Annotated in this window: 17 protein-coding genes; 6 read left to right on the top strand and 11 right to left on the bottom strand. The window is 69.0% G+C overall.

Annotated features, from left to right (window positions below; all coding sequences use genetic code 11):
- Window positions 1-73 precede the first annotated feature (73 nt).
- Window positions 74-1,051, top strand: a complete 978-nt coding sequence (locus tag OHA68_RS06925; RefSeq protein WP_407674488.1) for a GlxA family transcriptional regulator — start codon at window positions 74-76, stop codon at window positions 1,049-1,051.
- Between the two features lie 92 nt (window positions 1,052-1,143).
- Here OHA68_RS06925 and OHA68_RS06920 read toward each other — a convergent pair whose 3' ends face one another.
- From OHA68_RS06920 to OHA68_RS06890, 7 genes are all read right to left on the bottom strand, one after another.
- A complete protein-coding gene (locus tag OHA68_RS06920; RefSeq protein ID WP_327106842.1) occupies window positions 1,144-2,379 on the bottom strand; it encodes a serine hydrolase domain-containing protein in 1,236 nt (411 codons plus the stop codon).
- A 112-nt stretch (window positions 2,380-2,491) separates the two neighbouring features.
- Window positions 2,492-3,115, bottom strand: a complete 624-nt coding sequence (gene prfH / locus OHA68_RS06915) for a peptide chain release factor H (protein ID WP_327106841.1) — start codon at window positions 3,113-3,115, stop codon at window positions 2,492-2,494.
- Window positions 3,112-4,245 carry an RNA ligase RtcB family protein gene (locus OHA68_RS06910; RefSeq protein ID WP_327106840.1) on the bottom strand — a complete coding sequence of 378 codons (1,134 nt, stop codon included), beginning with the start codon at window positions 4,243-4,245 and terminating at the stop codon, window positions 3,112-3,114. Before OHA68_RS06910 ends, prfH begins: the two co-directional genes overlap by 4 nt.
- 220 nt (window positions 4,246-4,465) lie before the next feature.
- Window positions 4,466-5,047, bottom strand: coding sequence for a dihydrofolate reductase family protein (locus tag OHA68_RS06905; protein WP_327106839.1), 582 nt, complete (start codon window positions 5,045-5,047; stop codon window positions 4,466-4,468).
- Window positions 5,048-5,191: 144 nt separating this feature from the next.
- Complete coding sequence (locus OHA68_RS06900; protein ID WP_327106838.1) at window positions 5,192-7,765, bottom strand: NACHT domain-containing protein; 2,574 nt, start codon at window positions 7,763-7,765, stop codon at window positions 5,192-5,194.
- A complete protein-coding gene (locus OHA68_RS06895; RefSeq protein ID WP_327106837.1) occupies window positions 7,762-8,415 on the bottom strand; it encodes a hypothetical protein in 654 nt (217 codons plus the stop codon). The genes OHA68_RS06900 and OHA68_RS06895 overlap by 4 nt, the downstream gene beginning before the upstream one ends.
- Before the next feature lie 65 nt (window positions 8,416-8,480).
- Window positions 8,481-12,125 carry an nSTAND1 domain-containing NTPase gene (locus tag OHA68_RS06890; RefSeq protein ID WP_327106836.1) on the bottom strand — a complete coding sequence of 1,215 codons (3,645 nt, stop codon included), beginning with the start codon at window positions 12,123-12,125 and terminating at the stop codon, window positions 8,481-8,483.
- 167 nt (window positions 12,126-12,292) lie between these two features.
- Here OHA68_RS06890 and OHA68_RS06885 point away from each other — a divergent pair, with 167 nt between their 5' ends.
- Window positions 12,293-13,753 carry an NB-ARC domain-containing protein gene (locus OHA68_RS06885; protein WP_327106835.1) on the top strand — a complete coding sequence of 487 codons (1,461 nt, stop codon included), beginning with the start codon at window positions 12,293-12,295 and terminating at the stop codon, window positions 13,751-13,753.
- Window positions 13,754-13,823: 70 nt separating this feature from the next.
- Here OHA68_RS06885 and OHA68_RS06880 read toward each other — a convergent pair whose 3' ends face one another.
- Entirely contained in the window at window positions 13,824-14,246 is a 423-nt protein-coding gene (locus OHA68_RS06880; protein WP_327106834.1) for a hypothetical protein, read from the bottom strand.
- A 314-nt stretch (window positions 14,247-14,560) separates the two neighbouring features.
- Here OHA68_RS06880 and OHA68_RS06875 point away from each other — a divergent pair, with 314 nt between their 5' ends.
- Window positions 14,561-15,742 carry a DUF4352 domain-containing protein gene (locus OHA68_RS06875; protein ID WP_327106833.1) on the top strand — a complete coding sequence of 394 codons (1,182 nt, stop codon included), beginning with the start codon at window positions 14,561-14,563 and terminating at the stop codon, window positions 15,740-15,742.
- 126 nt (window positions 15,743-15,868) lie between these two features.
- Here the strand turns inward: OHA68_RS06875 and OHA68_RS06870 are convergent, their stop codons facing one another.
- Complete coding sequence (locus OHA68_RS06870; protein ID WP_327106832.1) at window positions 15,869-16,438, bottom strand: LysR family transcriptional regulator; 570 nt, start codon at window positions 16,436-16,438, stop codon at window positions 15,869-15,871.
- Between the two features lie 96 nt (window positions 16,439-16,534).
- Here OHA68_RS06870 and OHA68_RS06865 point away from each other — a divergent pair, with 96 nt between their 5' ends.
- On the top strand, window positions 16,535-17,476 hold the full coding sequence (locus OHA68_RS06865) for a quinone oxidoreductase family protein (protein ID WP_327106831.1): 942 nt from the start codon (window positions 16,535-16,537) through the stop codon (window positions 17,474-17,476).
- Between the two features lie 79 nt (window positions 17,477-17,555).
- Here OHA68_RS06865 and OHA68_RS06860 read toward each other — a convergent pair whose 3' ends face one another.
- Complete coding sequence (locus tag OHA68_RS06860) at window positions 17,556-18,458, bottom strand: fructosamine kinase family protein (RefSeq protein WP_327106830.1); 903 nt, start codon at window positions 18,456-18,458, stop codon at window positions 17,556-17,558.
- Window positions 18,459-19,597: 1,139 nt separating this feature from the next.
- On the opposite strand from OHA68_RS06860, the gene OHA68_RS06855 reads away from it, so the two are divergent.
- Entirely contained in the window at window positions 19,598-20,974 is a 1,377-nt protein-coding gene (locus OHA68_RS06855) for an IS1380 family transposase (RefSeq protein WP_327106829.1), read from the top strand.
- A gap of 544 nt (window positions 20,975-21,518) precedes the next feature.
- The gene (locus OHA68_RS06850; protein ID WP_327106828.1) at window positions 21,519-21,896 is read left to right on the top strand and encodes a hypothetical protein; all 378 of its coding nucleotides are present in this window, start codon (window positions 21,519-21,521) and stop codon (window positions 21,894-21,896) included.
- A gap of 21 nt (window positions 21,897-21,917) precedes the next feature.
- On the opposite strand, the gene OHA68_RS06845 is transcribed toward OHA68_RS06850, so the two are convergent.
- Window positions 21,918-23,639: a serine/threonine protein kinase gene (locus OHA68_RS06845; RefSeq protein ID WP_327106827.1), complete on the bottom strand. Its 1,722-nt coding sequence runs from the start codon at window positions 23,637-23,639 to the stop codon at window positions 21,918-21,920.
- Window positions 23,640-24,050 lie beyond the last annotated feature (411 nt).

Below are 24,050 nucleotides of genomic sequence, written 5' to 3'. Positions count from 1 at the left end.
AAATTACTGCCATAGGGTGAGCTCTGTGAGTGCTGGAACCGTGGCGCTCGTCGTGATCGACGACGCCATCTCGATGTGGGACATGTACGAGCTGGGCATCGCCACGGCGGTCTTCGGCGTCGACCACAGCGATCTCGCGGACCCGTGGTACGACCTGCGGGTGGTCGGGATGCGCCCGGGGACGCCCTCAGCGGCGCCGGGGTTCACGTGCAACGCGCCGTACGGGCTGGAGGAGCTGGAGAGGGCGGACACGGTGATCGTCCCGGTCGTGCCGGAGGCGTACATGCGGGGCGACCGCGACCTGCCCCAGGAACTGCTCGACGCTCTGCGTCGCGCGAGTGCCGCGGGCGCCCGGATGGTCTCGCTCTGCAACGGCGTGTTCGCGTTCGCCGCCGCGGGCCTCCTCGACGGCCGCCCCGCCACCGCCCACTGGGAGCACACCCGCGAGCTGGCCGACCTGTACCCGCAGGTTCGGGTGGACGACTCGGTCCTGTACGTCGACGACGGCGACGTGCTCACCAGCGCCGGGCTCAGCGGCGGGCTCGACCTGTGCCTGCACATCGTCCGCCGTGACCTCGGCGCCAGGGTGGCCAACCAGCTCGCCCGCCGCCTCGTGGTCCCCGCCCACCGGCCGGGCGGCCAGGCCCAGTTCGTGGAGCGTGCCATCACCGTGACCGACGACGGGATCGCCCCCGTCCTGCACTGGGCGCTGGAGCACCTCGACCACCCGCTCACCGTCGAGGACCTGGCCGCCCGCGCGGGGATGAGCGTGCGCAGCTTCCACCGCAACCTGCGGGCGGCGACCGGCACCAGCCCGATGAAGTGGCTGCTCCACCAGCGGCTCGCCCGCGCGCAACAACTCCTGGAGACCACCGACCTGCCCATCGAGCTGATCAGCGAACGCAGCGGGCTCGGCAGCGCGAACAACCTCCGCCACCATTTCGCCGCGCACCTCGGGGTGGCGCCCACCGAATATCGGCGCGCCTTTCCCTGCCCCGCTCCGGAACCGGGACCGCCGGCGACTCGGCCCCGACTGTCCACGCTCGCTTGAGCGAGGCACGGTCACCCCTACGGCACGGGATGCACGTCGTGGACCAGCCGTCTGTGCGGAGCGGCCCGAGGCCGGGGGAGTGACCGCGCGGGTCAGAAGTATTTCGAGGTCAGGTCGGTGGTGGGCCAGGACGACACGGTCACCTTGTTCATGTCGTCATCGATCCCGTCGTAGTCGAGTGAGCCGCTCTCCTCACGCCGGTTGAACAGCAGGGCGTAGCTGAATCCGTTCTGCAGCCGCGCCAGGTAGGCGAACGTGCCCGGCATCGAGCCGTTGTGCCAGGTGTTGAGGTGGCCGGTGACCTGGCGGCACCACCAGCCGCCGCCGTACCAGGAGCCGTACTCGTTGACGCCGATCTCCGGCTTGGCCACCAGCTTGGCGATCGAGGTCGAGCTGAGCACGGTGCCCGGCCGGTCGAAGGCGAGGGTCCAGCGGACCAGATCCACGGCGGAGGCCAGCCAGCCGCCGTTGGCGTCCTGGTTGGGCATGTTGAAGCCGCCGTAGGGGTACGGGACGGTGGTGCCGGAGGTGTCCAGGACGGTCTTGTTCGTGTACTGCGACTCGTAGCGGACCTCGCCGGTCGCGGCCTCGCTCCTGAGGCTCTCGCCGAGCCGCATGCGCGTGATGCCGAGCGGCTGGAGCAGCTTGGTCTTGATGTACGTCTCGTAGGGCTGCCCCGAGACCTTCTCGATGATCCGGCCGAGCAGCAGGTACCCGTAGTTGCTGTAGACCATCTTGGTGCCCGGGGCGTGATCGAGCGGGCGGGCGGTGGCGTATCGGATGATGTCGTCGTGCCCGATCGGCAGCGGCACGTCGAGCGCGGCCGAGATGGTGTGGTCCAGCCAGAGCTGGTCCTTGGAGACGTCGCGGTCCCAGCCGCCGAGGTGCTGCATGAGGCGGAGCACGGTGACCTGCTCCATCCGGGCGTCGGCCGGGGTGAGGCCGAGCAGCTGAGTGACCTTGGCGGACAGGCTCAGCTTGCCGTCCTGCACCAGGCGCATGACAGCGGCCGAGGTGATGTTCTTGCTCAGGCTGGCGATCCGGAACAACGACGTCGGCGATGGGACGGCCGGCACCCTGGAGTAGTCGTCGTAGGTGTAGCCTCGCGCGAGCAGGATCTTGCCGTTCTTCATGATGGCCAGCTGCGCGGCCCTGATCTGGCGATCCAGCACGAACTTCTTGAGCAGGTTGTCGTACCCCGCCAGTTGCGTCGGCGCGGTTCCCGACGTGCGGACACCAGGGGCAGGTGGCGCCGCCTGCGCTGGGCGCCCGGCGATCAGCGCCGCCGGCGCCGCCGCGAGAAGAGTCCTGCGGGAAAGGCCGGTCACTTACGCCCCTTACGTCACATCCGATACATGGCTCACATATGTTACGGAAGTCATGGTCTTTGTCGAAGCGGACCCCGCTGCTGGACGCCTGCGTTCGTAGCGGACGCTCGCGTCAGCGCGGGGACCGGACCGGGCGTTCGGTACGGGTGGGGTTGCCGCGTACGAGCTCGTCGTGGACGTGCCAGCGGGCGGTGGTGGCGGCGCGCTCCGCTGCCTCGTCATCGTTCTCGATGCGCTGTCGCAGCAGCCGCATGGCGAGGCGGCGGTTGAGGGTGAACTGCCGTTCGGTGTCGACCACGACGACGAGTCCGGTGGGACGGTGGGTCGCTCGTACGGCCGTGCTGGCCTTGTTGCGGTGCTGGCCGCCGGGGCCGCCGGTGCGGCAGGCGACGACGTCGACGTCCGCTTCGGCGAACGTGGTGCGCGGGGTGTCCAGCCGGCACGGCCGGGCGGTGACGTACCAGTTCTTCCGGCTGGTGCTGGACCGGTACGGGCTGGGGGCCTGCCAGCAGAGAGTCCCGGTCCACGAGGCGGCGAACGTCTCGGCGTCGTCCCCGGTGATGCGGACGACGGCCGATCGGTAGGTACCGGGCCGGTCACCCGGGACGGTCTCGGCGCGCTGGGTGCCCAGGTTCCGCCGGGCGGCGTCGGCTTCCAGGCGGTGCAGCAGCTCGGCCAGCGCCCAGGCGCACTCCTGCGGGCCGCGCCCGGCCGACAGGAGCAGGTGAACGCTCACCGCCGCCCCCGCTTGCCGTGGTTCTCGGGAGTCTTGTACGTGACCAGCGGGATCGTGGTGGCGATGGGCGTGGCCAGGGCATGGTCCACGAGGTCGGCGATCACCTGCTCGATGCGCTTGTAGGCCGTCGGCGCCTCCTCGAAGAGCAGTTGCCGGTCGCCGCACACCACCAGCGACCCCACCGGCGTCCGGCGCAGCTCCTCGACCGTGTGCTTGGCCCGGCCCCGGCGCAGGGCGTCGGAACGCGACATCTTGCGGCCCGCGCCATGAGCCACGGAGTGGCCGGCGTCCGGCCCGGCGTGGGCGGCCACGAGGTAGGAAGGGGTGCCGCGGGTGCCGGCGATGAGCACGTCGCGGCCGTCACCCGGCGCCGCGCCCTTGCGGTGCAGGTAGCTCCCGTCGCGGAGTTCGACCAGGTTGTGGCACTGGTCGACGATCGGCTCGGCGGGCTCGAATCCCAGCGCGTACGCGACCCGGGCGGCCAGCAGCCGCCGGTTGAGCGATCCCCACCGTACGGCGTCGTCATGCGCCGCCAGGTAGGCGGCGGGATCGGGGGCGGGGCCCGCGCCGTGGACCTCGGTGTGCGCCCGCAGGATCCGTTCGCCCAGCCCGCGGGAGCCGCTGTGGACGACGAGGACCAGGTCACCGGCGTCGAGTCCGAGCCGGCTCGCGTGAGCGGCGTCGAGGATGGTGCCGATGCGCGCCAGCTCGACGAAGTGGTTGCCCCGGCCGACCGTGCCGAGGCCCTCGACGTGACCCGCGGGCACATCGCCCTTCAGCACGGCCCAGGCCGGGTCGTCGGCATCCCGCTCAGGGTTCAGCGCGCGATCGAGATCGGGGAATCGGGCGGCGAGCTTCTCCGGTACGGCCCGCTTGAGCTTGACGGGGAACACGGCGATGCCGCACCCGATGTCGGAGCCCACCAGGAACGGGTACAGCACGGTCGACGCCATGGCCGCGCCGATGGGGGCGCCCTTGCCGGGGTGCAGGTCCGGCATGGCGGCGACGTGCGTCATGCCGTCGAGGGCGGCCACCTGGTGGCACTGCGCGACGGCATCGGACTCGATCCAGCTCGTGGGGGAGGCGAACACGGTCACCGTGGCCGGCGGGCTGGAGTGTTGCTGAGACAAGGACGCTCTCTTCGCTGAACAGGGCACGGCGCGAGCGAGCGCCGTGGCATCGGGAAATGGCGGGAGTGTCCGCGTCAGATCAGCATGGACACCACGTTCCCCGAACCCGCCCCACGAGGGCAAATGATTTTCGGCCGCATGATGCCGGGTGCCGGCCGCCACCGCCTGGACCGTGATCACCAGGTGGCGGGCCACCTCGCCCGCCACCGCCCGGGGCACCTCATCGGCGTACGCGACTACGCAGGTGGAGCACCCGGTTCCCCTGGATCACCACATCGGGATCCTCCAGCAGATGCTGCGCGTCGACCGAGCCGAAGTAGCGCTTGCCCGATCCGAACACCACGGGCACGACGTCCATGGCCACCTCGTCCACCAGCCCCGCGGCCAGCACCTGGCCGCCGACGTCCCCGGCGGCGACCTCGACCGTGCGGCCGCCCGCGAGCTCCTGTGCCTTCGCCATGGCGGCCTCGATGCCGTCGGCGAAGTGGAACGGCGCCTGGGGGTCCCAGCCCTCGGGCATCGGCCGGTGCGTCACGACGACCACATGGGCGATCCCGCCCGGCGGCTTGCCGTCCCAGCCGTTCGTCATGTCGAAGACGTGGCGGCCGACGATCGTCACGCCGATCTCGTCCCAGTACGAGCGGGTGTAGTCGTAGGACGCCTGCGACACCTTGATCTCCCCGCTCTCGTCCAGCGGGACGTCACCGTTGGACAGCCACTCGAACAGCGGGCCGACCTGGTCGGTCCGGTCCGCGATGAAGCCGTCGACCGACACCGAGCCGTACATGACCACCTTGCCCACGGGCTCTCTCCTGTTCGTCGGGAAGTGCCCATACTGGCGTGCCGGAGGGTGTCGGCTCTAGTGAGCAGCGGGCCGACATCGAGCGCGTGGCGGGATGCTTTTCGCGGTCCCGCTGCGCGGTCCCGCTGCGCGGTGGCCTTGAGCTCACCTGTCACCGTCGGCGGGCGTCAGGAAGTCCTGGAACTCGCGGTGCCGGAACTGGTAGGTGGCGCCGCTGACCCGCAGCAGCCGGGCCTCGCAGGCCCAGTCGAGAAAGGCCCACAACCGCAGCGGGAGCAGGCCGCGCGTGGCCGCGACAACTAGCCCGATCATCGTACGGGCCCACGCGACCGCGCCGAAGGCCAGCCCGAACGTCACCCCGCCGACGAGCGCGCACACCAGCGACTCCACGACGCCGGTGTTCATGACGAACACCAGGAAGGCGGCGACCCCGCCGGTGAGGCCGAAGGCCATCCCGATCATGGGGTTGCGGCGCAGGGCCTCACGCGGGTGGGTCAGCTCCGCGTCCCTGCTCCAGCCTCCGGTAGCGATCTTGAAGACGACCCCCAGCGTGAAGGCGAGGACGAAGGCGCCGGCGACCCCCGCCGCCAGCGGCAGCGGGCCGGCGTGGGCCAACCGCAGCGGCGCCAGCCCGGTGAGCGCGCCGCACAACCCGAAGCCGAGCAGCGTGAACGGCTCCGCGCGGAGCACCTCGAAGACGGTCATCCGCTCCGCGCCCCTCCGTCCGGCCGCCGTCAGCCCGATGACCGCGCCGAGCACCAGCCCGCCGATGCCGCCCGCGACGACGGCGAAGCCGGGCCCGAAGACCCTCTCCCCGGTCAGCACGAGCCCGGCCAGGCCGCCGAGCACCCCGACGGGCACCCCCGCCAAGGCGCCCAGCAGGCCGCCGATCACCCGCCGCCGCCTAGGGACCTCGCCGCGCCCACCGGCGGCGGCCGGCCAGGGCGACAGCGACAGGCCGGTGGCGATGGCCACCCAGCTCGCCATGAGCGTCAGGGTGAGCAGCCGCTCGGCGCCGGGGCCGCCGGCCGCCGATCCCGTCCAGAACGCCAGCATCGCGATGCACGAGAAGAGCACGCAGGCCAGGCAGTGCGCCATCAGGACCCGCCGCCGCCCGCCGATCGGCCACAGCAGGTGCGGCACGATGTCGATCGCCGTCAGGCCGGGCGGCGGCCGGTCCGCCTCGGCCCCCCGGACAGCCTGCCGGCGGAGGTGGCCGGCCAGCAGCACCAGCCACGACCGCACCTGGTCCGGCTGGTACGGAGCCCCGTGCGCGGTACGGGGCGTGAGCACGGTCGCCGCCGGCACGTACGCCTCCAGCAGCCTCCTGGCGATCCGCGCCGCCCCCGCACCGGTGTCGAGCCCCGGATCCACGCGCAGCAGCTCGTCAGGATCGGCGCCGGACTCCACGGCGGTCACGGTCAGCACCAGCCGCCACGGCGTGGCGAGAGCGGCGTGCACGGCCTTGCCCGCCGGCCCGGACAGCGCCTCGTGGACGGCCTCGCGCCGCGGGCCGTGCGGGTGCCCGTCCGGCCAGCGGGCACGCAGGTACGCGCCGATCTGCCGGCCGGTCAGGGTGTGCAGGTGGATCAGGGCGGCGTTGTCGAGCCCGGCCCCGGCCGCGCGCAGTTCGGCGTGCCGGTCGGCCCGGCAGGTCACGACCACCGCGCCAGGACGCCGGCCGGACAGGTCGCTGTAGCGGTTGAGCTCGGCCAGCAGCCCGATCGCCCGGCGTGGCGGGCCCCATCCCGGCTCGGGGTCCAGCTCGTCCAGCCCGTCCACCACCGGCAGCACCCGGCGATCGCGCACCAGCCGGTGCGCGTCCCTGGCCGCCAGCCCGAAGTCCTGCGCCAGCTGCTCGGCCAGCCAGGTCTCGAACGGCCTGCCGAGGGTCCACCGGGCCGCGCTCAGCCGTACCGGCACCAACTGGCCCTGGTCGAGGCGGCCGCCGGCGGCGAGCACGGGCTCCAGCAGTTGCAGCACCAGCTCGATCGCGAGCACCGTCTTGCCCGCCCCCGACTCGCCCACGACCAGCAGGCGGCGCGAGCCCAGGTCACCGAAGAAGCGGCCGATCGCACCCAGATCATGCTCGGCCTCACCGCTGTCGCCGCTGTCGCCGTGCCGACTGCTGGGTTCGCCGTACTGACTGCCGGTCTCGCCGTACTGACTGCCGGTCTCGCCGTACTGACTGCCGGTCTCGCCGTACCGGCTGCCGGTTTCGCCGTACTGACTGAAGGAGAGCTCCGCGAGGTTGTAGCCGCCGAGCAGCCCCTTGCGGGCCCTGTCCTCCTCGCGGACCACGCGGCGGATCAGCAGCTCGACGGCGGGATCGGGGGTGGCGGCGGCCGGCTGGGCCGGCGGCCGGGGGACGGGCGCGGACGGTTCCGCCAGGGCCGTCCTGGCCGCCCGCCAGCGTTCGAGTTCGGCGGGGATCAGCTCGGCCGGGTAGTCGCAGTAGTGGAAGCAGGCGGTGACGAAGGCCCGGACGAAATCCCAGCGCGGCAGCCGGTCGGCCTGCCGCAGGACGTGTGAGACCGTGCTCTTCGGCAACGCGTCGACCGTGGCCCCGTCCGTGGCCGTCGTCTGGCCGCCGAGCGAACGCAGCCTGCTCAGGGACGGCTCGCCCGCCCACTGCTTGAGCCGTACCAGCGACTGGACGAAGTCCGCGGTGCTGACCGCCCCGGCAGGATCCGGCGGACGGGGACGCTCCTCGATCATCCCTCTCCCGCCCGTACCAGCGACCAGCCGAACTCGTCCCTGCCGCGCCGCGGCCACCGGCCGTCGCGGCACCGGCCCTCCAGCGTCTGTACGTGACGCGACTCCATCAGGAAGTTGCGGGCCTGGTCGGCCGCCACCAGGTCACGGCCGACCGCGATGGGCACGAGCCCGTGGCGCGGGATGTAGACCCAGCGGCCGCGGTCCCAGTCGTAGGGGTCGAACCAGCGGTGCCGGACCGTGCCGGACACGCGCGTCTCCGGCCCGTCCCTGGTCAGCATGAACGACCCCTGCGAGCGCAGCAGGCTCATCCTGCTGACGTAGAACAGCTCCGTACCGATGAAGGCGTTGATCCGCGCGTCCCAGTGGTCGTGCAACCAGCTCGACTCACCCTCCCGCAGCTGCCGGGCCCGGCCGGCGAGCTGCCGTTCGAAGCGGCGCTGATTCTTGCGCTCGGCCTTCTTGATCACCTTGAACGAGCGCAACCACCGCTGCGACATCGTCCTCGACGCGCCCGTACCGTCCATGAAGTGCTCAAGGAAGTCGGACGCGATCGGATGGAAGTCGCGGCCGCCCTCGACGATCGAACGGAACAACGCGACCAGTTCCGGGACGGGCCTGCCTGTCCGCCGCCGTAAGCCTCGCAGGAACATCCTCGCTCTCTCCGTGGTCGAATCCGTGGTCGAATCCAGGATCGGGGTCGGGGTCGGGGCCGGGGTCAGGGGCACGTCTGGCGGTACTCCTCCTGGGGCACGAGATTCTCCCACTCCTCGCGGGTGAGGGAGCGGCCCGCGTTGGCGCACGCCGCGGCCACCAGGTCGGGAGGCGTACGGACGTTCCACAGCCGCGCGGTCGTGTCTCCCGAGGCGGTGGCGACCGTCGTCCCGTCGGCGCTGTAGACGAGATCGGTCACGCCTTTGGTGTGGCCTCTCATCGCCGAGCCGAGCCGCCGGTAGGTCAGCAGGTCCCAGAGCTGCACCTCGCCGTTGGTGAGTCCGGTGGCGAGGACCTTGCTGTCGGGGCTGAAGGCGAGCGTGGTCATCACACCCTCCTCGACGATCAGGCCGATGCCGACCGCACGCCGGTGCGGCACGTCCCACAGCCGCACGCTGTTGTCGTAGGCCGTGACGGCCAGCCGCTGCCCGTCGGGGCTGAAGGCCAGGTCGTTGACGAGCCCGCCGTGAGCCGTGAACGTCGGGCCAGGCCGCTCCCAGCCGGTGGCGACGTCGAAGAACCGGATCCGGCTGTCGAAGCCCGCGGTCGCCACGATCGTGCCGTCGGGGCTGAGCGCCATCGCCGTGATGACGTCGGTACCGTCGCGTACGGTGATGCGCGCCCCGGTATCCCTGCGGCTCGCGAGGTCCCAGAACACGATGGACTTGTCCCGCTGGGCGGCGACGAACCTGCCGTCGGAGCTGATCCTGGCGTGGGCGAGTGACTTCTCGTGCGCGATCTCGCGGCGGCTCGCGACGTCCCAGAGCCGTACCCCGTCCAGGCCCTCCGACAGAAGCGTCCGCCCGTCGGGGGTGAACTCCATCCGGTACGCCGCCGCAGGTCGGGCAGCCACGGGACGCAGCGGCGGGCCGAGGGGGCGCTGGCCGGCCGCGTCCCACAACTGGAGGTCGGGGCTCTTCTCGTCGGCGACGCCGGTGGCCAGGATCCGCCCGTCCGGGCTCAGCGCGACGGCGCCGAACGCCGGCACGCGGGTCCCCTTCTGCTGACGTACCTGCGGGTCGGCCAGCCGGACCACGCCGTCGTCGCCGGCGGCGGCCAGCACCGTCCCGTCCGGGCTGTACGCGATGTCGTCGACCCCGGCGTAGTTGTCGGACAGCGCGAACAACTGCTGCCGGCCGGCCGTGTCCCACACCACGGTGCGCCCGCTGTCCCCGCCGGTCGCGATCCGCGTGCCGTCCGGGCTGAAGGCGATCGAGTGGTAACCGGCGGTGCGGTCCTTGAGCATCCCCTTCTGCGCGCGCGTGGCCACGTCCCACACCCGGCCGGTACGGTCCCAGCTCACGGTCGCCAGGGTCGACCCGTCCGGGCTGATGGCGACGTCGACAATGGGCTGGGTGTGTCCCGTGAAGGAGGCGCCGAGCCGGCGGGACGTGGCGGTGTCCCAGAGCCGCGCGGTCTTGTCCTCGCCCGCCGTGACCAGAATCTTCCCGTCCCCGCTGTACGCGAGCGCGTGGATGGCCGTCCCGTGGCCGGATCCCTCGCCCGGCCGGCCCATGGGAGCCCCGGACGGGCGGCGCGTGGCCACGTCCCACTGCTGGACCACGCCGCTGCTGTCGCCGGTCGCCAGCGTCCTGCCGTCCGGGTTGAACGCCAGCGCGTTGACCACCCCGCCGGCCTTCACCTCGGCGCCCAGCTCGCGACGGGTGACCACATCGTAGAACCGGACCCTGCCGAGGCACGCCGTGGCCAGCGTCCGGCCGTCGTCGCTGAAGGCCAGCCGTACGCTCGAACAGTCGTACTTCGCCCGCGTGATCGGTGCGCCGAGCTGCCGCCGCGTGGCCGCGTCCCACAACCGCGCCGTCCCGTCGTCGCTCCCCGTCGCGATCTTCGCGCCGTCGGGACTGAACGCCACCGCCGACACGCCCCGCGCGTGCCCGGTCAGGGTCCCCCTGCCGGTACGGGTCGCCGCCGTCAGCACCCGGTTGCGGGCCTCGTCGGTGGGCGCGATCCGCCACGCCGCCACGGCGAGCATCGAGGCCAGGCCGGTGTCGCCGGTGACCTCGCTCTGCGCCGCGAGCTGGCGGGAGCTGGCCAGCCCGCGCTGCCGGTTCGCGTCGTCCGCCGCGCTGACGGCGGTGCCGGCCGCGACGAGGGCGAGCACCGACAGCGCTGCCAGCCCCGACATGACGAGCCGGCGGCGCCGGGTCACCCGCCGCGCCTCCCGGGTGGAGGCCGTGACGAAGCTCTCCACGGTGGCACCGGGCGGGGGGAAGCTGTCCGGGTCGCGCTCCCAGCGGGGCCGGCTGTCCTGGACCGCCAGCAGCCGGGGTCCCCGGTAGAGGAAGGCCGGGTCGCGGTGGTTGTCCGCCCACTGCGCGGCGGCCTCGACGAGCCCGTCGTACACCGACTGCGCGGCGAGATCCGGTTCGAGCCACTGCCGCAGGGTGGGCCAGGCCGTCAGGAGCGCGTCATGGGCGATCTCGGCGCTGTCCTCGTGCAGAGTGAGCAGGCGCCGGTCGGCGAACACAGCCAGCAACGCCGCCGTCCGCTCCCGCTCCCGCTCCCGTGCGTCCCCCGGATCCTGCCCGTCCCGTGCGTCCTGCGCGTCCCGTGCGTCCTGTGCGTCCCGTGCGTCCTGCGCGTCCCGCGCGTCCTGTGCGGATGCGGCGGCGTGCAGCTCGGCCAGTGTCGCCCGGCGCCGCGCCACCCGGCCGCCCGCGGTGATCGTCGTCATCCGCCGGAAGAACCTGAGCGCGGCCTTGCGCTCGTCCGGCTGCAACCCGTCGAGGGCCTCATCGGCCGTACGCCGTACGGAGTCGCGTACCCGGCCGGAGTCCTCATACCCACGGACCGTCAGCGTGTCCTTCTCGCGCCGCTCCCAGGTGTTGCGCAGGGCCTGGGAGAGCAGGGGCAGGGCGCCGGCCTCGTACCGGTCGCCGGTGCGCAGCTCCGCGTACCGATCACCGGTGCGCAGCTCCGCCAGGATGATCTCCACCAGCCCCGGTTCGAGCCGCAGGCCCGCCGTGGCCGCGGGGCCGGTGATGGCCAGCCGCAGGTCCGGCTCCGTCATCGGCTCGACGATGACCTGACCGTCCTGAATCGCCTCGGCGAACTGCGGGTACGCGGCGCAACGATCCCAGTAGTCGGCGCGCACCCCGACGATCACTCCGGCGCCGTCCCGGCCTTCCGCCAGGGCATGCAGAGTCCGTACGAACGCCTGGCGCTCCTGCTCGTCGCCCACCAGGGTGAACAGCTCCTCGAACTGGTCCACCACCAGCACGAACCGCCCGGTGAGGGCTTCCGCAGGATCGTCCCGTAATCGCGTAGCCACCGTCTCGACCGGCCCGCCGAACTGCCGCACCCACGCCGCGGCGAGCGCACCGAACGGATCCGCGCTCGGCGTCACCAGCATGCGCGGCCAGTCCCGCGACCCGGCCAGCGGCAACATCCCCTCCGCCAGCGCCGGCATCAGCCCCGCTCGAAGCAATGACGACTTGCCCACCCCCGAGGCGCCCGAGACGAGCAGGATGGACCCGCGTCGTGCCAGCCGCCGGCCCAGGCGGTCCAGGAGGCTACGGGTCGCCCGCGTACGCCCGAAGAACAGCTCGGCCTTCGTGCTCTCGAACGGCACCAGACCTTGGTAAGGGCACACATCGTGAGATCGGCCGCCCCCGCCTCGCTCGCCCATGGCGCTCATTCTGGCCAATCGCCCGCACGCCCTCAATCACGTTTGCACGTCTTGCCGCCCCTATCCGTTCCGTCCGATTCCGTCCAATGCCGTCCGAACGGTGGCCGGAACAGGGGGGACGCGGTTTCGATCGTGGGACTGGTCGACGAGGAGAACGGGGTGCCGGGATGTCATTGGGGGCGTTACTACGCATGTGGCGCCGGCGGGCGCTGCTGACGCAGGAACAACTCGCCCAACGGGCCGGCCTGAACGTCAGGACGGTGCGCCGGCTGGAAAATGACGGGCTGCTGCAGCCCCGAACCACCTCGGTCCTGCTGCTGGCGAAGGCCCTGGACCTGAACGGCACCGAACAAGAAACCCTGAACGCAGCCGCCCACCGCCACCCAGCCGACCCCTCCGCCCCAGCCACGACCGGCCCGCTGGCCCCGACCGCGACCGGCTCGCCGGCTGCGGCCCGCATGCCTGTCGCCTGTCCGCCCGCAGCCGGGATGGGTACGGCCGGGATAGGTACGGCCAGGCCCGCTGTGGCCGACCCGCGCCCGTGGACCATTCCGCGTCAGTTGCCCGCCGACGTCGCCGCGCCAGGCGTCCGGGAGCGCGAAGCGGCATGCGTGGAGGGCCGTACCACCACCATGCCCGAACCTCACAGGGCCGTCGTCCTCATCAACGGCATGGCCGGATTGGGCAAAACGGTGCTGGCCGTACACACCGCCCACCGCCTGGCCCCCCTCTTCCCCGACGGACAACTCTTCGTGGATCTGCACGGCCACACCCAGGCGACGGCACCGGTAGAGCCAGCGGCGACGGCAACCGTAGAACCGATGGCGACGACACCGGTAGAACCGGGCGCCGCCCTCGCCCGCATACTCCGCACATTGGGCGTCCCCACCGAGCACATCCCGTGGCACCTGGACGACCGCGCCGCGCTGTACCGCAGCGTCCTGGCCGACCGCAGGCTCCTGATCGTCCTGGACGACGCCGCCGACGAACACCAGCTCCACCCGCTCCTCCCCGCCGCCCCCGGCTGCCAGGTGATCGTCACCAGCCGCCAACGCCTGACCTGCCCCGGCAACGCCCAGATCCTGTCCCTGGACACCCTGCCCCTGACCGAGGCGATCACCCTGTTCACCCGCACCACCGGCCGCGACCCGGACACACCTCCAGACGTCCTGGCCAAAATCGTCCGCCGCTGCGGCCTGCTTCCCCTCGCCATCCGTATCGCCGCCGTCCGCCTCCAGACCCACCCCGCCTGGAACGCGAACCACCTGCTCGAACGCCTGACCACCGACCCCCTCGCCGAACTGACGGCCGGCCACCAAAGCGTCACCGCCGCCCTGAACCGCTCCTACGAACGCCTACCCCCCGACCACCAGAAGACCTACCGCCTCCTGGCCTCAACCCCCCACCCGACCTTCCCCCTCACCACCGCCGCCGCGCTACTGAACACCACCACGCCCCAGGCAACCCGCCTGCTGGACCACCTCGTGAACGCCAACCTCCTACAGGAGCCAACCCCAGGCCACTACCGCCTCCACGCCCTCCTCCACGCCCACGCCTCAGCCCTGCAGCCGCCACCCGACGTCGAAACCACCCTCCGACTCCGCTGCCGCACCGCCCTACTGACGTAGCCAGCGCCACCTGGCCAGCGATGCCGGAGAGCGTTGAGCGTGGGGATTACGTACGTACATGCAAAGCTCTCTAGTTGTCATCATCGTCAAAGCCGTCGATCCATTCGCTGATGTACTTCGCGCCTTCCTCGGCGAGGACCACGTCCTCCCTGGAAGCTGGGCCAAGGGAATCAGCGAGCTTCTTGGGATCCACCGGTTTTCCCGGGCTCACCAGATAGCACGAAAGTCCGGTGCTCATCTGGCGGGCCATCGAGGAGACGAACGCGTTCCGGCGATACCTGTTGCACAGCAGGAGAAGACCTTGCCGCTCAAGCTCTTTCCGCAACTCGATCAGGGTGTCCTCGAAATCCACAGACGACTGGAAAACCAGAGGCGGAGCGCCCTGCCGATCGAGGCGGAGTTCGCATATGTCAGCGTCCTCGATGTCCCGCAAGGTCACCACGCATGGCAGCCGCGACTCGTCCGCGAGCCTGACCAGTTCGAGCCTGTACATGCTCACCTCGGTACGTAGTTCGGGTTCGGCATCAAGATGTCCGGCGCGTCGTACCTGCCCAGCTTCCAAGGATCCTTGGTGCTGGACTGCACCATGTGAGCTGCATGGTCACCACTGAGCCCCATCACCGTTCGGCTGACCTCACCTCGTCCAGCCAAAGCCTGCGGCTGAAACCACCTCGCTTGGCTCGCTTATGGCGTGCCGCCTCCTTGACCTCCTCGTCGGAGTATCCAAGCGTCTCAGTCAAGGCCGTCAGAACCTCGTAGATATCGGCGGCCCGGCTCCGGCGGACGCTCAGCATGCTTCACGGGCGTGTGTCCGTACCGGCCGGAGGAGCGGTGCACGTCACCTTTAGGGTGGTCCTTCACAACGGCAGTCAGGAACGACGGGGGTTCGCAGTGCAGCGCGTCAGCCGACGGATCAGCACCATCGCCGGGGCGGGTGTTCTCGCACTGCTCCTAGCCGGTTGTGGAGGCGCCAGCACCAGCGAGAGCGCCAGCGGCGAGAAGCCGAAGGTGGCGGACAAGACGCAGGCGGCGGACAAGCCCGCGTCCACCGGTACACCGCTGACGCTCGACACCGCACCGCGGCGGGTGAACTACACCGACGGCGACGAGAACGTGCACAAGCTGACGCTCAACCCGACCCTGCTCACGCGTGGCTCGGTGGACGACCTCGACGGAGTGCGACTCGACGACGACATGCGCGGGATGGTGCCGCACTATCTCACCGTGTCGATCACCAAGACGGGATCCGATACGGTCGAGCCCGCCATGGCCGTCAGGAACTTCCGCGTGGCGCTCGCCGACGGCACCGCCGGCAAGGCTGTCTCGTTTTTCAGCGGCAACCCCCTGGCCTCGCCCGGCACCGGCCCGCTGGAGACATGCATCGGCACGAAGGCCCCGAAAACCTTGATGGCCGGCCAGGCGGCAACCGAGTGCCGGGTCGTGATGCTGGCCGAGGACGCCAAGCCCGCCACCGTCTCCTACAGCGACGACTCCGTCACCAGGACGTGGAAGGTGGAGGGCGGCGACATCGCCGGCGGCGTGCTGGCCGCGGGCAAGCCGGCCAAGGTGACGTGGAAGGACACGAATGACAAGGACGTGCCGCTGACCGTCACGTTGAAGAGCGTGCGCAAGGCCGGCGCCGGCGCGCTCGCCGAGTACAAGCTGAGCGCCAGGCAGAAGGCCGCCACGGTGTACTTCGTCACGCTCGCGTACCGCAACAACGGCACGTCCAAGCTGTACCCGGGCATGGACGCGGCGGTCCTCCTGCGTACCGAGAGCGGACAGACTCTGCGCAAGCTCACTCTCATCGCGATCGGCAGCAATGGCCCCAAGGGCTGCCAATCCTCCGTGCCCTACGGCATGGTGCAGCCGGGCAAGAGTGTCCAGCAGTGCGGCGTGTACCTCGTCGGCCAAGGCGACAAGCCCGTCACTGTCACCTTTTCCTCCACCGCCGAGGGAGCCGAGCCCGTGACCTGGAAGACCTCCTGAGGTACGGGTGCCGCGCCGGCGCCCCGGCCTCACAGCGGCTTCGGCCGCCTCGACGGTGATGTCGCCGGGTGGGATCCACTCCTGCCGTGCCAGCCATCGCCGGGTCTCGCCCGCGCAGTTCTCGTGTCAATCGATCATGGACAGTGACCGCGGGTCCGGATGTCCCTCCGGGTAGGCCAGCAGGTACGGCTCCGCGTACAGCTCCTTCGTCACCAACCCGTCCACGTACACCGGCAGCGAGACCACCCCCACATCGGCGCGCCCGTCCGCCACCTCCCCCGCGATCCCCCGCCCCAGGTCAGGCACGATTCGTACGGTCACCGTCACCCTCGGGTACCGCTGCCCGAACCGCACCAGCACCCTGGGCAGCAGGTGAAAGGCGGCACTGCGAAAGGCCGCCAGTCGGATCGTCCCGGTGACCTCGCCCCGCGCGGCGGCATGGGTGTCGACCTTCATGACCTCGATCTGCCGCAGGATGCGTCGGGCGTGCCCGACCGCGGCATGTCCGGCGGGCGTGGCCGTGGCACCACCTCGTCCGCGTTGGAAGAGCACCGCGCCCATCTTCTTCTCCGCCGCGCGCAGGGCGTGCGAAACCGCCGACTGCGTCAGCCCCAGGCGCAACCCCGCCGCCGATACGCCGCCCTCGCCGTCCACCGCCACCAGCACGCGCAGCTCGGCCATGCTCAAGTCATCCACACGAGCGACAACGTATGAAAGATCTTCATACATTCCGGCTCATCTGCAAACGACGTCCACTACCTGGGCAAACGTGTTGCTCCTAGCGTTGACGGCATGAGAGCAATGGTTGCAGAACGCCTGGGCGAACCCGATGTCCTGATCCCCGCAGACCTTCCCGACCCGACGCCAGGCCCCGGGCAAACCCTCCTCGAGGTCGAGGCCGCCGGTCTCAACTTCGCCGACGCCGAACGCCTGCGCGGCGCCTACCTGCCGCCGCAGTTGCCGTTCATCCCCGGCGGCGAGGTCGTCGGCCGAGGCCCGGACGGACGCCGCATGCTCGCCTTCACCAGCAGCGGCTTGGCCACCATGGCCCTGGTCAAGGACCCGGTCGAGATCCCCGAAGACCTGCCCGCGGGCGCCGCGCTCGCCCTGCTGGTCCAGGGCTTGACTGCCTGGCACCTTCTGCGTACGGCGGCGCGGATCGTCCCCGGTGAAACCGTCGCCGTCAATGCGGCAGCAGGAGGCGTCGGCCACTTGGCGATCCAGCTGGCCAAGGAATTCGGCGCCGGACGGGTCATCGGCACCGCCTCCACCCCCGACAAGCGTGCCCTGGTCCTCCAGCTCGGCGCCGACGCCGCCATTTCCGGCGAGGCCGACGGCTACGCCGAACGCATCCGCGAAGCCAATGATGGCGCCTTCGCCGACGTGATCCTCGACGCCGTCGGCGGCCCGGTCTTCGGGGCAGGCCCTCATGCGCTGGCCCCGTTCGGCCGCCTGATCACCTACGGCACCTCCGGCGGGATCGACCCGACCCCCCTCGACCCCGGGGTTCTCAGCGAGCGCAACATCGCCGTCGGCGGCTATTGGCTGGGCGCCCACCTCCGCATGCCCGGCAGCCGGGCCGCCGCGCCGCTCCACGACCTGCTCGCCCTGACTGCCTCGGGTCGCATCCAGCCCATGGTGGGCGCCGAATACCCTCTCGACCAGGCCGCTACCGCCCTCACCGCCCTGATCAGCCGCCGCACCACCGGCAAGGTCATCCTCCGGGTGACGTGAAGCCCCTAGCGCCGATAGTTAAGCGGTCGGCTTCGAAGATCCTTCGGGTGCTGGCTCAAAGGCCGGTGTCGCCTGGCGGCTAATCCTTGGGCCGGAGCCGGAACGGGGCGAGCGTGGTGCGGACGATGTTGGCGGCGCCCCAGTCAGGTTCGAACTGGGCGATCACTGCCAGGTGCTGACGTAGTTGCAGAATCGGCATGCGTTCGCGCCAGCCGCGATCGAGTCCGGTCAGCTCGGCGTACAGCTCGAAGAGCACGTGCGCCTCGGGCGGCGGTGCCGTGGTCCATAGGTGGGCCAGGTCGACCTCGGCCCATGTGTACGACACGGCCGGGTCGATCAGCGCCGGCCGTCCGTCGGGGGCGGCCATGACGTTCTGCGCCCACAGGTCGCCGTGCGTCAGGCAGGCGGGCCTGACCGGCAGCATCTCGGGCAGCCGATTGCACAGTCGCTCGAGTGCCGCTCGGTCTGCGGCGTCGAGCGCTTCCCGGACGCGAGGTTCGCCGAGCCAGCGCAGCAGGCGGTGCTGGGCGAAGAACTCGTACCCGTTGTCGTTCCAGGTGTTGACCTGCTGACGCCGGCCCAGCCAGTTGTGCCGGTGCCATCCGAAGCGGGGGTACTGCGTGGTGGTGTGCAGGTGGGCGAGCGCGTGAGCGAACTGCTCCCAGAACGTTTCGGTTGCCGGTCGGGGTTGCAGTGTGGACAGCACGAGCAGGTCGCGGTTCGCGAGGATGATCTCGGGCGTGGCGATGCCGCCCGCCTCGCTCAGTACGGTGAGCCCTTCAGCCTCTGTGGCGAAGACATCGTCCGACGGCGGCTCGCCGAACGCCTTGACGAACACCGACGTGCCGTCACCGCGGCGGGCAAGGCCTGCGGTCGCGGCGAGGCCTCCGGTGACCGCCTCGACCGCGGCGACGTCGGTCAGGCCGACCCCGTGCAGGAGTTCGAGCAAGAAGAACGTGGTTGATTCCGGCGCGGTGGGCATGAGGTCATCTTGCCTGGTTCGTGGCGTCAACCACTACGAAGTCGTGTTCGGCATGGTGTCGACCCGTTGGTGGATGTCGAGGACGCTCTCATTGCGCAGGTATTCGGCACTATCAATGGCTGTGTTGGTTGCATCCTGGGCCGTTGTAGCGGGTCACCGGCGGACCGAATGACCCAGGAACAGGGGTGGACCTGGGGATAGTGCCCCAAGATCATCTCGCATATGTCCCCTGATCATGGTCGTACGGCTGCGTACGGGCACTGTCGGCTGCCTGTCGAGGGCGGCGAACAAAAGACCTGCGGCTGTGAAACCGCAGGTCTGAGGCCATGAATGGCGATCTAGGTGAGTGCCCCCGGCAGGATTCGAACCTGCGGCACCCGCTTTAGGAGTCCGATGAGCGACAGGAGTAAAACTTACGCTCCACCTGCGGGTGCATCGATGATGTTCCTCCCACCTCTTCCTCGTGGGAAGACATTGGGAATGATCAGCCGGTGATGCGGCTCCAGCACCGCCGATGGTGTGCGGAGTGCACTGTCCTCTGTTGGCGGTGATGCCTGCTTGGGCTCACTGTGGAGGTCTCCCGTGCAGCGACTCGGCCGATCCTGCCACACCGTGCTGGCACGTCGACGTAGGAAGCACGAGCTGCCTCTCATCTAGAGACCTCACTCAGCCTAGGTTGTAAGCGCGTTGGCATGGCAGACGCAGATGCGGGCCGAGGGTCTCGCTCGAGCACACCTCCCCTCTGGAGCCATCAGCTTGGGAAGGAACGTCGGTCCTCGCCTCTCTCAATAGTGTTCGGGCATGGCATAGCCGAGCTGGCGGGAAGCAGATTCGCCTTCGTCGGGGTCGGTCTGTATCGCAGCACGTCCGGCGTGGGCGCGGTGAACACCCGGTGGGCCAGAGCCGGGGTGGTCGGCTGCTGCCTTTCCGGGGAGTGAGCGCTGCCTGCGCCGTGCAGGTCACGCGGAGATGCAGGCGAGACGGATCTTGGTTGACTGCTGTCTTATCGCTGCCTAGCCTGCGGCTTTCACGGCGAATTTGAGCCGACCTGATCATTTACATAAGAAAAGTGCCCTTGAGCTGGGAGGATCGGACTTGTCTAAGGCCCCGTCCATCCCAGATCAGAAGGCACTTTCCGCGTGAATTCTACCGCGCCTCACCGCAAGATCACCGCGTTCGCCGATGACCGCGGGCTGGTCTCGCACGCCGGTGGCCTGCTGCTGTTGCAGACGCTGCGCGTCACCGGGCTGGACAAGGCCATGTCTCAGCAGCTGGAGCGGTGGCGGCCCGGCCGCGCCATCCACGATCCGGCAAAGATCGTCACCGATCTGGCCCTCACTCTGGCGCTCGGTGGGGACTGCCTGGCCGACATCGCCATGCTGCGCTCCCAGCCCGAGCTGTTCGGCCCCGTCGCCTCCGACCCGACGGTCTCGCGCCTGATCGACCGGCTCGCCGCCGATAAGGCCCGCGCACTGAAGGCGATCCGCGCCGCCCGCGCCACCGCCCGCCGGCGCGCCTGGCACCTGGCCGCCGGTCGCGCTCCCGGAGCCGACGGCCAGCCCGTGATCGTCGACCTCGACGCCACCATTGTGATCTCTCACTCCGACAAGCAGCACGCCGCCCCGACCTGGAAGAAAAGCTACGGCTTCCACCCGATGACCGCCTTCGCCGACCACCAGGGCGACGGCGGCGGCGAGCCACTGACCCTGCTGCTGCGGCCCGGCAACGCCGGATCCAACACCGCCGCCGACCACATCGAGACCACCCGCCTGGCCCTGGCCCAGCTCCCCAAGCACCGGCGACGCAACGTCCTGGTCCGCACCGACTCCGGCGGCGGCACCCACGAATTCCTCGCCTGGCTCACCCGCCCCGGACGATGGCTGAAATACTCCATCGGCTTCACAATCACCGACGACATCACCGCCGCCATCCTCAAGCTGCCCGCCACCGCCTGGACACCAGCCTACGACGCCGAACGCCAGGTCCGGCCCGGCGCGTGGGTCGCCGAGCTCACCGGCCTGCTGGAGCTGACCGGCTGGCCCAAGGGCATGCGCGTCATCGTCCGCAAAGAACGCCCGCACCCCGGCGCCCAGCTGCGCTTCACCGACCTCGACGGGCACCGCTTCACCTGCTTCGTCACCGGCACCTTCGGCGGCCAGCTCGCCGACCTGGAACTCCGCCACCGTCGCCGCGCCCGCGCAGAAGATCGCATCCGCACCGCCAAGGACACCGGCCTGCGCAACCTGCCGCTGCACGACTTCACCCAAAACCAGATCTGGCTCGAGATCGTCGCCCTGGCCTGCGAACTGCTCGCCTGGATGCAACTGATCGCCCTGCACGGCACCGACGCCCGCCGCTACGAGCCCAAACGCCTGCGGCTCCGCCTGTTCGCCGTCGCCGGCCGACTCATACGCGGGGGCCGCAGGACCCGCTTACGGATCCCCCTGCACTGGCCTTGGGCCAGGCAGATCACCACCGCCCTGACCCGGCTGCACGCCCTAGCGGCACCCACCTGACCAGCACCAACACGCCCCCACGACCAGGAAAGGACACCCGCGGGCCCGTGGAACCCCGCCCACCCGGCGCGACAGCCGGGCACCCACGCTGACCACAGCGAGGAATTCAACCTCCAGCCGAATCCCTCAGCCGACCAACTCAAGGACGAGAAAGATCGAGGCTAGGCGCTGAAAGCCTCCGTAGTGACCAGCGTGCACAAGCGCAAGGATTGCCCGTGAGAAGCAGGCCTGCCACTCCTACGCCAAGCTTGTCGACGGCGCGTGAATACTGACCCCCTGGCGGCGCACGGGTTCTAGGGCGGATTCGACCGTCGTTGACAAAGCTTCGTGTTCTGGCGGAGGCATGAACGCCCAGCTCAAGAGCCGGCGTATCCCCGCAGGATGTGTTGCTGTCCGAACAAGGACGGTTGTCTCGTAAGGGGCAACGCCGTGCTACAGGACCACCAAGTCGCTCAGGTGGTCCAGGATGAAATGAGTTCCTTGACCAGAGCGCGCAGGAACGGCGTTTCGACTACGATCTGAAGTAATTCAAGGGATGGTTGCCATGCTGCTGATAACGGTCGCCCCTACAGTCGTCGCCGTACTCTCTCTGGGGCTCGCGTTGGCGCAGTTCCTTACGGCGCGCAGGACCAAACAATCCGACCGCGAGAAGATCGTTCAGCAGGCGGAGATGCTCCGCATGGCGGCCAATTCTGCTGTGATGAACGCGGAGATGGCCCAACTGATCATTCGGCGCATAGAGGAAGATGATATTACGGTCAAGGAGATCCAGAATATCGCTCGAATAATACGACTCCAGATGCGGACGCTCACCAATGAGCTAGAAGAGGAGCGTACGAGACTGCTTGATCGCATGCCGAAGAGTCTGCACAGTGGAATGGACAGCAGTGCTGACCCGACAGTGCCCGACCCTCAACCTTAGTGCTGTGGATGCATGTCCAGTCTAACGCAGCGTGGTCGAGCTGAAGTTCTCTAATACAATGTTTGCTCTTGGGCCGGGGAGATCACCGAATGCAAAGCATTCGACGCCTGAGAATCCGGGTCCCAGGATTGCCGTCGTATCCGGCTCGAATACCAGAACGGTGCGATCGTTGATCTCGAGTGTCAGCTTGATCGGTTTCGCCTCACCTGTGTCCTCGCATAGGACTCTGAGATTTATGGGCGAATTCCAGTCGACGCCTTTAAGATACCACCAGTTGTTCCCGACGCCCGAAGAGTTGGTAGAGTAGTCGAAGATGCCTACGGCGCCGGCATGCGTGACCATGAAGCTGTACCTTTTCTGCCCGGCAGCGGTGGTACCTCTGCACCAGACTCCCCAGCCCCCTTGGCCGGATTCCAGTGTTCCACGGACCGTGATTGCCTCCGAGCCGGGTGCCGGGCCGATGGGAGCAGCTACTACCACACGTCGACTGTTCTGTTGTATTGAATATTCCAACCCGTCATCTTCCAACCCGTCATCTCTCCTCCGGGCAGTGGCGAGAGTAGGATTGACTTTCCGCCATGGAGCGGACAGGTCCTCTTTGAAGTCGACAGAGTACCGTGGACTTCCGGACGCGTGTCGAGCCTGAGGAAGAAGGTTCCACGCGATGGTTCTGTTCAAAGAATCAAAGGCATCTTCGGCTGGTGAATTAGGGGTCGAGGCGGCGATCCACCCATAGGATCCCAGCGCTATGGCTGAGGCGATGGCCAAAACACTGCCTGATCCCGCCGCCCTGCGCTTCGCCTTACGCGTCGGATCCAGTAGTCGAAGCCTCTCGGACCACTGACCTATGTCGATCTCTGCGCGAATCTTCGGGTCCTCCGCGAATGGCAGAAGGACATGTTCCATGAGCTGCTTGCGGCGGCGCTTCAGCAGTGCGGTTCGCATCAAAGGAGCGGCGTTGAGGGATCGGCGGGCCTGTCGAATGTAGTCGGCTTCCGCCAAAGGAGGTGTCTTTCCCGTCACCATGAAAAACGCTGTCGCACCCAAGGAGTAGATGTCGGCAGCGATCGTTCGGTTCAGATCGAGACCTGAAATGATTTCAGGAGGTGCGTACGAGGTAGTCCTGATCCGACGGCTTCCCTGCCCGTATACCCGCTGAAGTCCGCCCAGGTCAACGAGCACCAGTTCATTGCTACCCGTACGGATGACACAGTTTTCTGGCTTGATGTCGGAGTGAACGAGCGGATTGTCGTTCTGGGAGTTGGAAGTGTGGAGTTGGAGAACTGCTGAACTCAGTTGCCGTACCCACTCCAGGCGGCGCGTGAGAGGTATTCCGCCGACCGCGATCAACTCGGATGCCGGTAGGCCATCTATCCATTCCATGACGGCGAATGGAACAGAAAACTCTTTGCTCCTCGGGATGTCTCCCGAGTATGTGATCTCCCCCTTGAAGGTGTCCATCAGAAGTACCAGATGGGGATTGCTCCGGATTCCCGCTAGCACGTCCCGTTGATCTTCGAGGTTGACCCAGGTGCTATCAAATGGCCACACGTTGGCGCCTGTGCCTTCGGGGAGTGCGTATTCCTTTAATGCTACGAAGACTTTGTTGGATCCGGCCGGACCTGGCTTGGCGCCATAGAAGACTCTCCCCTCTCCTCCGGTCCCGACCAATCTATAGATTTCGTAACGGTGAGGGTCCACCGCCGGGCCGATCCAGCCGATGCACCCCTTCCCAGGACTCATCTTTTGCTAGAACCTCCGACGAATAGAGTGCTCTCCATCTTGCTCTGAAATCTTGAACGGAGAGCACTCTATGCCTCATCGCTGGCGTTTGTCAGGAGTTGTGCCAGTGGCAGAGTTTCCAGTGGTGATGCCTGTGCCAGGTCGTGTGGCTTTGGTCGTCCCAAACCTTGTGCCAGACCCACCCCTTATGGCAGTACCACCGGCGCTCGGGCTGGCAGGGAGTGGTGTTCGGCGGCGAGTCGGGCGACTGGGACGGACACGGACCGGCCGATAAGCTGCCGCTCTTGTATTCGGCCGCGATCGCCGCGCTCGGCACCCCGGCCGCCGAGGCGGTAATGAGTCCCGCGACGACGAGTGTGACGAATGGTTTCTTGATCCCCATTTACCCCCCTTGATCTCTTTCCCGTCCCC

The sequence above is a fragment of the Nonomuraea glycinis genome (genome assembly GCF_035920485.1).
GTDB classification, from domain to species: Bacteria; Actinomycetota; Actinomycetes; order Streptosporangiales; family Streptosporangiaceae; genus Nonomuraea; species Nonomuraea glycinis.
The sequence above is the reverse complement of the archived record's forward strand: the minus strand, read 5'-3'. Positions and strand labels throughout refer to the sequence as shown.

Bases quoted from the DNA above. Each gene is read 5' to 3' on its own strand.
- OHA68_RS06900 (WP_327106838.1), bottom strand. From the start codon at position 7,765: ATGATCGAGGAGCGTCCCCGTCCGCCGGATCCTGCCGGGGCGGTCAGC.
- OHA68_RS06865 (WP_327106831.1), top strand. From the start codon at position 16,535: ATGAGAGCAATGGTTGCAGAACGCCTGGGCGAACCCGATGTCCTGATC.
- OHA68_RS06885 (WP_327106835.1), top strand. From the start codon at position 12,293: ATGTCATTGGGGGCGTTACTACGCATGTGGCGCCGGCGGGCGCTGCTG.
- OHA68_RS06890 (WP_327106836.1), bottom strand. From the start codon at position 12,125: ATGGGCGAGCGAGGCGGGGGCGGCCGATCTCACGATGTGTGCCCTTAC.
- OHA68_RS06880 (WP_327106834.1), bottom strand. From the start codon at position 14,246: ATGTACAGGCTCGAACTGGTCAGGCTCGCGGACGAGTCGCGGCTGCCA.
- OHA68_RS06850 (WP_327106828.1), top strand. From the start codon at position 21,519: ATGCTGCTGATAACGGTCGCCCCTACAGTCGTCGCCGTACTCTCTCTG.
- OHA68_RS06895 (WP_327106837.1), bottom strand. From the start codon at position 8,415: ATGTTCCTGCGAGGCTTACGGCGGCGGACAGGCAGGCCCGTCCCGGAA.
- OHA68_RS06860 (WP_327106830.1), bottom strand. From the start codon at position 18,458: ATGCCCACCGCGCCGGAATCAACCACGTTCTTCTTGCTCGAACTCCTG.
- OHA68_RS06925 (WP_407674488.1), top strand. From the start codon at position 74: ATGTGGGACATGTACGAGCTGGGCATCGCCACGGCGGTCTTCGGCGTC.
- OHA68_RS06845 (WP_327106827.1), bottom strand. From the start codon at position 23,639: ATGAGTCCTGGGAAGGGGTGCATCGGCTGGATCGGCCCGGCGGTGGAC.